Below are 11,392 nucleotides of genomic sequence, written 5' to 3'. Positions count from 1 at the left end.
TTCTTCTTTGATTAAACATTAATAACATCCTTTCCCGAAAACACATATATCAACGTATCCTGTGTAGTTTTTATAACCCTACAAGCATTATTCTGCAAACCATCCTACAGGTTCAACATTCAAATACTCACTTATCTGCTTAACTTCTGTGTATTCCTCGTAACCGAAGGTACCTAATTCTCTTCCTATTCCACTTTGTTTGTATCCGCCCCAAGGTGCCTCATTATAAGTTGGATGATACGCATTTATCCAGGTTATTCCTGCTCTTAGTTTTCTAATCACTCTATGTGCTTTTGCACCATCATTAGTGAACACAGCACCGGCCAATCCATATATCGTATCATTGGCAAGCTTTATTGCTTCAGCTTCATCTTTGAATTTCTGAACTGCCAATACTGGCCCAAATATCTCCTCCTGGACTATAGTCATATCAGGAGTTGTATCTATGAATATTGTTGGTTCTACAAAATATCCATTCTTCAAGTTACCATTTTCAATTCTATTTCCTCCGCAGACTAGTTTAGCCCCTTCCTTCTTTCCGATCTCAATATAATTTAACACCTTCTTCATATGAGCTTCCGTTATTAGCGGTCCCATCTCAATACCATTGTCTAATCCATTTCCTACTTTTATTCTTTTAGCTCTCTCCACAAGTCTTTCTATAAATTTATCATAAATGCTTTCCTGTAGAATCAGCCTTGATCCTGCTGAACAAACCTGACCCTGATTGCAGAATATTCCATATAACGCATAATCCACTGCTGTCTCAAAATCTGCATCCTCAAATACGATATTAGGTGACTTCCCGCCAAGCTCCAAAGATATCTTCTTAATATTACCTGTAGCAGCTGTCATAATGCTCCGCCCTGTCTTTGTTCCACCTGTGAAGGCAACTTTGTCTATCTCCATGTTGGAAGCGATCTCTGCTCCAACCTTAGGTCCATCCCCCATTACAAGATTAGCAACACCTTTCGGTAATCCAGCTTCCTCAAATATTTCAAATAATTTGATTGCTGTAAGAGGTGTTACTTCTGAGGGTTTAAATACCGCCGTATTACCCGCTGCAAGTGCCGGACCAAGCTTCCAAGCTGACATTAGCAGTGGATAATTCCATGGTATAATCATTCCACATACTCCTATAGGCTCCCTGATTACAATAGTATGTGCTCCATCTGGTACTTCAAAAGTTTCTCCATGAGGTTTTGTAGCAATTCCTGCATAATATCTAAAGCAGGCTGCTGCATCATATATATCATAAGTGGATTCTCTAAGCGGTTTCCCATTGTTTAACGTTTCAAGCTTCGCTAGTTCTTCAACTCTTGATTCCAATATGTCTGCTGCCTTAAATAAATACTTTGCTCTTTCAACTGCAGGAGTGTCCATCCAGCCATCTTCATAGAAAGCTCGTTTAGCAGCTGCAACTGCTGCCACTACATCCTCCTTGTTACCGTCTGCTGTGACAGCTATAATCTCTCCTGTAGCAGGATTTATTATATTTCTCTTTCCGCCGCCCATAGCATCCACCCATTTTCCATCTATATACATCTTTAAAGTTTTACTCATAAATTTCACCTCAATAATCCTTTATTATTAAAACTTAATGGGATCTTTGAAATTATGCATATATGCACTTATGATGCTTTCCCTCCGGCTGCCCTGTTCATGATTAACACCTTCCTTAATGAAATCAGTAAAACTTACTGACTTTTCTTATACTTATTTTATATCTACTGCCTTCCATCAGAGAAACAAGCAAGCAATTTTTCAGACAATTGTGACTTTTATTCTTTAAACGTTTGCATTTTCAAATAATATTAAACTTTATTATTTTAATTGCCATTTTGGCAATCATATAAGTGATTGTTTGAATATATTGCATTTTTTATATTCTGTTTAACAAAAGTTGTACTTAAAAGTCGTAATTAATCCAGCCCTTAAATTCATTTTTCTATTGTCTTTTATATCAGTTTTTATTTTAAAAAATAGTTTCCATATTGCAATTATTTTACTAAGGTGTTAAAATAGTTTCCGAAAAGAAACTATTTTTTTATTAAATTAAGGAGATACATGCTATATGAATACGCAGTTATATAATTCTAAATTTGAAGAAGGAATATCAAGACTTCAATGTGAACTCGTAGCTGAAAGAAATAAGATAAATACGGAAAACATTTCCTGGTTTCAGTATGATATATTAGAATCCTTATATCATACAAATGGAAGCCGCCCTGGAGAATTAAGCAATAACTTAGGTGTTTCGCGTTCTAAAATATCTAAGGGATTAAAATTTCTTAAGACTATAGGCTATATAAAACAGGAAAAAAGCGACTCTGATGCAAGAGAGCTTTGGACAGAATTGACGGATAAAGGTTTCAAATTTTTAAAAGAAATACAAACGGGGCATGAGCATTTAGCTGAAATAGCATCATCTGCTTTAACTTTAGATGAGCAAGAACTATTTACAGAACTATGCCTTAAAGTAAGCAGAGCTTTTGAAGAAAGAAGGCGCTAAATATGGCAAAAGAAATGATTGAAATCCTCCATGCAAATGAAAATAATCTTAAAGATGTATCAGTAAATATCCCTAAAAAGAAAATCACTATAATTACTGGTTTATCAGGTTCGGGAAAATCTTCACTGATTTTCGATACATTAGCTGCTGAATCTCAAAGAATGTTAAATGATACATATTCTTCTTACCTTCAACAATTGTTACCTCACTATGGCAGGCCTAATGTTGAAAAAATAAATAACCTTCCCGTATCTATCATCATAGACCAAAAGAAAATAGGTGGGAATGCACGATCAACTGTTGGTACAGCCACTGACATCTATACATTATTACGCCTTCTCTTTTCTAGGATAGGAGCCCCTTTTGTTGGCTACTCAATGAACTTTTCTTTCAACAATACAAATGGTATGTGTCCTCATTGCCAAGGTTTAGGAGTAATTAAGGATATTGATATTCATAAACTAATAGACTTTGATAAAAGTTTAAATAATGGTGCTATTCAATTTCCTACCTTTCAACCAGGAGGATGGCGATTAAGCCGCTATACAGAGTCTGGTTATTTTGATATTGAAAAACCAATTAAAAACTATTCAGATTTAGAACTTAATACACTGCTTTATGAAGAGGAAAAAACTCCTGATAATCCTACAAGCAATTGGCATAAGACAGCAAAGTATATTGGGCTTATCCCAAGAATTAGGAGCTCCTTTTTAGAAAAAGATCAAAAACAATATAAAAAAGAGCTTGATAAACTTGTTGATGAGCAAATTTGTCCTCATTGTAATGGAAAACGTCTTAACGATACTATTCTATCCTGCAAAATCAATGAAAAATCAATTGGTGATTGTGCAAACATGCCAATAGGTGAATTAAAATCTTTTCTCCAAGCAATCCACGAATCAAAAATCCAGACAGTTATTGATGATATTCTTAAACGTTTGAGTACATTAGAAGAAGTTGGACTAGATTATCTTACACTAAATCGTACAACTAATACTTTATCTGGCGGAGAATCTCAGCGTATTAAAATGTCAAAACATTTAAACAGCAGTCTAAGTGACGTTCTCTATATATTTGATGAACCCAGTATTGGATTACATCCTCATGATATTATCGGTATTAACAAAATATTCAAGGGGCTTAAAGAAAAAGGAAATACAGTAATAATCGTTGAGCATGATCCTGATGTTATAAAGATAGCTGATCATATTATTGATATGGGTCCAGGAGCAGGAGCTAACGGCGGAAAGCTCACTTTTCAAGGAACATATTCGCAGCTGCTAAATAGTGATACAGCTACTGGTGCAGCCTTGTCTAAAAAGCATAATATAACTACAGTAAACAAGAAATTTTATGATTTCTATGAACTTAATAATGCAAAAATGTTTAATTTAAAGAATATATCAATAAAAATACCTAAAAATGCCCTAACCGTTGTAACTGGAGTAGCAGGTTCTGGAAAAAGTACACTAATTACACGTCTTTTCCGTAATAAGTATCCAGATAGTATCCTCTTAGATCAAAAAAAAATTTATACCTCTTCACGCTCAATATTAGCAACCTATATGGGGTTCTTTGACAGAATTAGAACTATTTTTGGTAAAGCAAACGGTAAGTCACCTTCATTATTTAGCTTTGCCGGAGAAGGCGCCTGCCCTTTGTGCAAAGGTAAAGGTATAATAAAAATGGATTTGGCTTTTATGGATGATGTGGAAGAAAATTGCGAATTATGTGAAGGAAAACGATACAAACAGGAAATATCAAATTATAAGTATGGTGGATACACAATAATTGATATTCTTAATCTCTCAATTGATGAAGCTTTAGAAGTCTTCGCCGATATGGATCTAAAAAAGATATTACACACAATTTCTGAAGTAAACCTGGGTTACATTAAACTCGGGCAATCTCTTGATACTATGTCAGGCGGAGAACTTCAAAGATTAAAAATTGCTGTAACTCTTTTAAATAATACTGGTAAAATTTACATATTAGATGAACCAAGCACAGGATTACACGAATCGGATATAAAAAAATTAATACAACTATTTAGTAAATTAATTAGTAAAGGAAAAACAGTTATTATACTAGAACATAATTTAAGTATAATGTGCCAGGCTGATTGGATCATTGATTTAGGTCCCTTAGGCGGGTTTAATGGTGGAGAGCTTGTATACATGGGATATCCTAATGGCATCACAAAGTGTTCTTCATCTTTCACTGGAAAAAGATTATTAGAATACCTATCGTAAAATATACATCAAACGTATAATTATATTTATTTATCCCTCGGTTTTTTAGTTATCATATGCTTCTGCGGCCTTATTACTATGTCGGTAATAACTGTTTCTGATCGTTGGCTAATAACCATTTCCACTGTGTCAGCTACACATTCAGGTGTTATATAGCTCTCCGTACTGTCACCTTCTCTGAAATTTGCTTCACTATAGAAATTAGTTTTAGCCATATCAGGATGTATTGTAATAACCTTAAGTCCAGATTTTCTAGCCTCATCAAATAAGCTTTCAGAAAAGTGGCTTAATCCAGCCTTCGTGGCAGAATAAGCACAGCCTATGGGGCTTGATTTCTTTGCAGTTATTGAAGATATATTGATAATAAATCCTTTATTTTTCTTTAATTCCCTAAGCAGAAGCTGAGATAATATCATCGGCGCCTCAAGATTTGTAGCTATCATTTTATGTATATTTTTAATACTTATCTCCTCATGTGGGCCAAAATACCCTACTCCAGCATTATTCACAAGTATTTTAATTTCTTCTTCCTGTTTTCTGATTTCCTTGATTTTCATTTCCAATTCGCTTGTTTTTGTTATATCACAATTTATTTTAATAAAGTTACTATCCTCTATTTCCGTCTTAGAAAAATCTCTTGCTATACCATAAACCTTATATCCCAATTGTAGAAGCTTCTTGGTTATAGAAAGTCCTATACCAGAGGATGCTCCTGTTACTACTGCAGTTTTCATTTAGATTTCCCCCTATTTTAAATAAAAGACGAACCAAGAAATTTAATGCACTTTCTCTAAACTATTCCGTCTAGAGCATTTGCTTCGCAATTTATTTTTATTCTTAATAAAACACTTTTTCCTTTGGTACACACTGTTCTACTTTATTTACTACATAGTTAATTAACTCATCAGAATGTTTCTTATTATAACTGCATACACCGTTAACAGTTTCATAGGGATATGCTAAAAGTTCCGAACACATATTAATTTTCTTAATTTTTTTCATATATTCCTTGGAAACTCTAAAAACACCAATGCTGACGTCTAAAATTCTATTGCTATCCACATTGCTAAACACTTGATCAACAAAATCGCCATAGATTTTCTGCCAATCAGATATATAAAGCAGCGGATCGAAACACAGCCTTACCTTCCAGCCGGCTTTCATAGTCTCTACTATACTGCTAAGCCTTGCTTGAAGACCAGGTGTGTTCTTCTCATACTTACCAGCAACAAGATCAGGAGATAAGGTCCATGCCAATATAGCGTTATCCATGCTTTTTACATCCCTTATAGCTGAAAAATTGCTGCTCTTAGTTCTAATTTCTATTTTTAAGTTTTTATGTTTTTCAGTAAGTTCAAGCCATTTGTGAACAAATCCTGTAATATTCTCAAGCGACATCAAATCTGTATCATAGGATACGCATAAATACATGCTCTTTTCTTTCAGAATCCTTTCCACTTCCTGTATAGTATCCTCTATATTTACAAAAATAACTATATTTGCGGAAGGATACATTCCTTGAAGATAACAATATTCACAGTTATAAATACAGTTCATCACAGAGGATGTATAATAGAAATTATCATTTCCAAAGTCGTCGCACATAGGAGAACCTTCATATATATAGTTGTCCTTTTTAGCCGCAAGTATAAGCTTGGGCGCATTCTTCTGAAGAGCAAAATTCTGATGACTTCTGCAAAACATATCTTTATAATGATTTATCTCAATTATACTGCTGCTGTTAAACATCGATATTATTCGCTTAGCTGTTTTATGGTTAATAACTTCTCTCTCTACATAAATATGTGAAAAACTAGAGTTCCATAAGCCTTTTTCTAATCTCTCCAAAATACCTTTTCCCTTCCTTCCTGGATGAACACTTAAGTTGTAAATAACTATCCAGCTCATTATTAATTTCTAACTTTCTTATTTTATAGTTTAGTGCTAGCTTGTATAATTCTATTTTCATAGTCTCAGAAAGATTAAGGTTGTGTTCAATCAACTTTATCTTTTCTAGCTCTTCTTTTGAAAGAAGCTCTTGCTCATTTTTATTCAGACTTTTTCTGCTATCTATCCAGTTCTGTATCTTGTCCAAGCTTTCATCGATAACCTTCTCTATATATTCTGCAGAAACACTTGAAGGCTCCATATTATCCGATACTATCTTTATTATATGTATGTTATGCTGATACAAAAAAATAGAAGCTGCTCCGTAAATATAAGCCCCTTCCATGTCAATAATATCGCCTTGCACGTTTCCTGCTCCATTCTTTTCCACAACCTTTGGAAAAGTTTCTAACACAGCTTCTCTAAATGGAGAATTAAAAATCAAATCTGGATAATATTCAAATTTAGTGCTGCTATCTATTATCTTTGAACAAAGCAGTATTTCGTTTTTATGATATTTATTCTTCACAGAACCGCATATTCCTATATTTATGAGTATGTCTTCCAGACTACAACCGTAATAGGCAAATATAAAGGCAGTTGCTGCTGCTGCCTTTACAGGACCTACTCCGCTTACAATAAGTACTAAACTATCATTCTTAAATACCTGAAAATGTCTGATTTCAGTTACCTTTTTCAAAGTAAATCTTTTAATTATTGGTGCTGCTTCACAATACATAGCTGTAATAACATAAACCATATAGGACACTCCTTTCAAGCCTATACTTCTTCTATTATTGGAAGTCATCATATTCTGGAGATTCTTCAGTGACTATCTTATCCAAACACCATATGTATCCGTTATTTTCATCATACTTTAAATAAACCTTAGCCGCAGCCTTTTCCTCTATTGGTTCACTATCATTGTTTATGGTTATCTTGCCGGTTACATATTGTTCATTCAAACTTCCACTCACATATCCTACTTTTTCTATTTTAAATGTATTAGCTTCATCTTCTGATATTTCATGTGTATCATTCCACCACAAGAATTTTCTTTTACCATCTAGTTCTGCATCTATAATTAATTGTCTAAGTTTGCTTTCGTTTATTTTATTGACACTAACAGAAGATATAACTGCCTTCTGATCATCATCTATTCTATCTATACTGTCAAAAGAAAGCTGATACGCATAGCCTCCAGTAAAAGTTACAGATAATTCTCCAACCTTGACATTTCTCTCGACATCTACTTTCAGTTGCCTTGCTTCATTGTCATAGGTTTTATCTTTTACTTTAATATTTTCATCAAACCCTGCTGGAACATAAAAAGGTTCTTTATTAAATACAGTATTATACACATAATTACCTTCCAGTGATGTTTCTTTTATATCATTTATTATAGTAGTATACGAAAAATTATTAGATAGAGTGGATTTAAACTCTGAAGGCTGATCTACAGAAACTATTTTCCACTTAAAATTGCTAAATGCTGCTTTTACATCAAGCTGTCCCTCTGAATTTTGAATCCCGTTATCCAGTACTACCTTTACTTTTAACTTTTCCTTCTTATCCTTTTGATTAAGCTCACTTCTTACAATCTGAATAGTCTTCAAGTATTTATTTTCTAAGCTGATGTCTCCATCATCTATATTTACCGTCTGCTGACGCATTTGCCCAATTACCTCATTTTCTTTCATACCTGAAGCAGGCAATACAGAATAGGTTTTAAATTTTATTTTTTTATATAAAGACCATTTATGAGCTCCCTTATATACATAATGCAGTGTTGCTCTTCCCTCTACATCCAATTGTTCATTGCTTAATTTCAATATTAAGAGCACATTTTTTGCCATTTTACCCTTTTCTTTTTTACTGCTTATTATTTTCATATCCTTTATGTAGTTTTCCTTAATTAGAAAGGGATGATGTTTAGCTAAGACTATAGTTTTTCCTTTTAAATCTCCTTTTAGTTTATCACTATCCACTGCTCCATAAAAATAATATCTGTAAGCCCAAACTGATAGAATAACTATAGCCAATGCAGTTATAATTGTAGCTCCAATTTTAGGATTCATAATTATAGATTTTATGGTGTTTAGCTTTTTGCTAGCTTTTTGCTTTTTCTTCCTATTAATAATATCACTATCCGTGACAGGCGGCATATTTAATGTATTTCCCAAATTAACTTTTTTCTCAATGTTTATTTCACAACCGCAAAATGGACAAAATTTTAATTCTGCATAATAGTCGAAATTTTTTTGGCAAGTATGACATTTCATGAAAAAACCCCTATCTTTATAATGTGTTCTTCAGTGAATACCATCTATAGGTTTCTAACTTAACTTTTAATTTATACATGCATCATATTCTTCTTAAGCTAAAGTTTGATACACATATAAACTATGTATACATTATATTATTTAAGCATCAGTTTCTCCAGCCTTTTTAAGTCAAAAAATTAAGACTTGAACTTCATCCGTCCAGGCCTTAATTTAATTATTGATTTTAATTAGAATTTTTAATATATTTTCTTTCTGATCTTTATCGCTTTTAGGCAGCTTCATGCTTGCAGTAAGCTAAAACTGTAAGTGTCATAAATAGTGGAATAGCTATAGCGGCTGCTCCAATTATTACATATGGCGACCATATAAAATGTGAACCAAATTTGAGAAATGTTAAGTTCTGCAGCTCATAGTCAAAACCATTACCAACTCCAACTCCCCCAGCCGGTAATATCAAGCGTATCCAATTCATTATATTGTTATCAACAGATTTAGAAATTAAAGAAGGCAAAAAGCAAAAAATTATGCTTATCACTAAAGAAACAGTTGTACTTTTACAATATGAGGATATAAATAGTGTAAAACTCACAACTGCAAATAGCGATAACATTCCAGCTGCAACTGTAAGCATTTGAGCCTCACCCACACTGAGAGACGGCAGCGATACAGCCGAGCTTACCATTTGGAGCGACGTCTCCAAGCTGTCCCAGCCAAATATGCTGTCTTCAATGACTATATAAGTAGAAATACAGATCGAAAAGGAAATACTTGAAATCAAAATAGCAGAAATAATCTTTGTTATAGCAAACCTTACTCTTCCATGCTTAGTACACCTCAATATGTTATCTGAACCAGTTTGATATTCTGAAGAAAATATAGGTGCAGTTATTATAGTACAGATAATTATCAGTATAAAAATTAAAAACAGAAGATAATCTGCTGCATCACTGCTTCCATAACCATATATAAATTCAAACGGCATATTAACCTTCTTATACATATTAAATGCCTGTTGCTTGATATTTTTATTCTTATCTGATGTCTGTTTTTTCAAATGTTCTGTACACTTTTTATAGAAATTTTTTGCTGCATAATCAGCAGAAATTTTGTCTATATATGAACCTCTTTTATAGAAATGTTCCGCTGCATAATGAGCAGAAATTTTATCTGTATATGAACCTCTTCCTGTTTTCATTTCTGACCCATATACTTCATTTATACGATCCAATATATTTATAAACAAGAATACCTTCTCTTCATACACCTTTTGTGGAAAATCACCTCTATAAATACTTCCATATTTCTTAGTTACCTTTTGATATTCATTAACTGCAGTATGTATTTTGCTCTCAGTAAGCTTTCCTTGCAGAACCAGCCTCTTTTTTTCTTGTATTGCTTTTATGCCTGAAACTGTAATTGCTTTATGGTTACTATCCATATAACTATAATGAACATATGAAATTGGAAGATATGCAATAATACCCGATATTATGAATGCTGTTATCAATAATTTCAAAGTCACTGGAGTTCTTAACACTCGCCTCAATTCCAGATAAAGAATTCGCATATCAAACTTCCTCCTTTGCAAAGTCCTTCTGTGGAAAGAGCCATAAATACAAGTCTTCAAGATTAGGCTTAACTTGCATAGAATTTGATATTTCTTCCGTATTTGACAAATACCGTATAGAAACTTTTCCATCTGTCTCATTTCTCATATTAACAATATTTACACGTGCTTCACAATACAGAAGCTGATCTGCTTTTACTAGAGCTTCCCATACCTTGCCCTCAATAGTCTTTAAAAGTTCTTCAGTGCTTCCTGTAGAGATAATCTGTCCAACTTTCATAACAGCATTACATGTTGCAATATACTCTATATCTGAAACAATATGTGTAGAAATTAATACTATTCTGTCACGTGCAGCTTCTGAAATAAGATTACGGAATTTTATACGTTCACCTGGATCAAGACTAATAGTAGGTTCGTCTAAGATTAAAACTTCAGGGTCGTTCAGAAGGGCCTGTGCAATACCCACACGTCTCTGTATACCTCCAGACAGTTTACAAATTTTCTTTTTCCGTACTTCCGTAAGAGAAAATTTTTGAAGCAACTCATCAAGCTTAGTTTTTGTATCATGTTTAGTAAGCCCTTTTAGCGCAGCAACATATTTTAAATAATCTATAACTGTAAATTCAGGATAAAATCCAAAATTCTGAGGCATATAACCTAAAACATCTCGATATGCTTCTCTAATCTGTCCAATTTCTATACCATCATATCTAACTTTTCCGGAAGTAGGTTTCACAATACCTGCAAGCATCTGTATAAGTGTTGTCTTTCCTGCACCATTGGCACCAAGCAGTCCCCACACTCCAGCTGTAATATTTAAATTAATCTCATTTACAACAATTTTATCTTCATATTGTTTAGTCAAATTACATATTTCAAGTTTCAT

The 11,392-nt window shown here is 33.3% G+C and carries 9 protein-coding genes; 2 read left to right on the top strand and 7 right to left on the bottom strand.

Annotated elements, in window-relative coordinates; all coding sequences use genetic code 11:
- Positions 1 to 87: 87 nt before the first annotated feature.
- The gene (locus CLORY_RS09490) at positions 88 to 1,563 is read right to left on the bottom strand and encodes an aldehyde dehydrogenase family protein (RefSeq protein WP_079423631.1); all 1,476 of its coding nucleotides are present in this window, start codon (positions 1,561 to 1,563) and stop codon (positions 88 to 90) included.
- A 511-nt stretch (positions 1,564 to 2,074) separates the two neighbouring features.
- On the opposite strand from CLORY_RS09490, the gene CLORY_RS09485 reads away from it, so the two are divergent.
- Positions 2,075 to 2,512, top strand: coding sequence for a MarR family winged helix-turn-helix transcriptional regulator (locus tag CLORY_RS09485; protein WP_079423629.1), 438 nt, complete (start codon positions 2,075 to 2,077; stop codon positions 2,510 to 2,512).
- Positions 2,513 to 2,514: 2 nt separating this feature from the next.
- Entirely contained in the window at positions 2,515 to 4,764 is a 2,250-nt protein-coding gene (locus CLORY_RS09480; protein WP_079423628.1) for an ATP-binding cassette domain-containing protein, read from the top strand.
- A 26-nt stretch (positions 4,765 to 4,790) separates the two neighbouring features.
- Here the strand turns inward: CLORY_RS09480 and CLORY_RS09475 are convergent, their stop codons facing one another.
- The 6 genes from CLORY_RS09475 to CLORY_RS09450 all read right to left on the bottom strand — a co-directional run bounded on the left by CLORY_RS09475 (position 4,791) and on the right by CLORY_RS09450 (position 11,392).
- Entirely contained in the window at positions 4,791 to 5,498 is a 708-nt protein-coding gene (locus CLORY_RS09475) for an SDR family oxidoreductase (protein ID WP_079423626.1), read from the bottom strand.
- Between the two features lie 103 nt (positions 5,499 to 5,601).
- On the bottom strand, positions 5,602 to 6,612 hold the full coding sequence (locus CLORY_RS09470; RefSeq protein WP_079423625.1) for an SPL family radical SAM protein: 1,011 nt from the start codon (positions 6,610 to 6,612) through the stop codon (positions 5,602 to 5,604).
- Positions 6,578 to 7,411 carry a 5'-methylthioadenosine/S-adenosylhomocysteine nucleosidase family protein gene (locus CLORY_RS09465; RefSeq protein ID WP_079423623.1) on the bottom strand — a complete coding sequence of 278 codons (834 nt, stop codon included), beginning with the start codon at positions 7,409 to 7,411 and terminating at the stop codon, positions 6,578 to 6,580. The genes CLORY_RS09470 and CLORY_RS09465 overlap by 35 nt, the downstream gene beginning before the upstream one ends.
- 34 nt (positions 7,412 to 7,445) lie before the next feature.
- Positions 7,446 to 8,933, bottom strand: a complete 1,488-nt coding sequence (locus CLORY_RS09460) for a hypothetical protein (RefSeq protein ID WP_079423621.1) — start codon at positions 8,931 to 8,933, stop codon at positions 7,446 to 7,448.
- A gap of 271 nt (positions 8,934 to 9,204) precedes the next feature.
- Complete coding sequence (locus CLORY_RS09455; protein ID WP_079423619.1) at positions 9,205 to 10,503, bottom strand: ABC transporter permease; 1,299 nt, start codon at positions 10,501 to 10,503, stop codon at positions 9,205 to 9,207.
- Between the two features lies 1 nt (position 10,504).
- Positions 10,505 to 11,392, bottom strand: a complete 888-nt coding sequence (locus CLORY_RS09450; RefSeq protein WP_079423617.1) for an ABC transporter ATP-binding protein — start codon at positions 11,390 to 11,392, stop codon at positions 10,505 to 10,507.

The organism is Clostridium oryzae (genome assembly GCF_002029235.1).
Lineage (GTDB): Bacteria > Bacillota > Clostridia > Clostridiales > Clostridiaceae > Clostridium_AE > Clostridium_AE oryzae.
The sequence above is the reverse complement of the archived record's forward strand: the minus strand, read 5'-3'. Positions and strand labels throughout refer to the sequence as shown.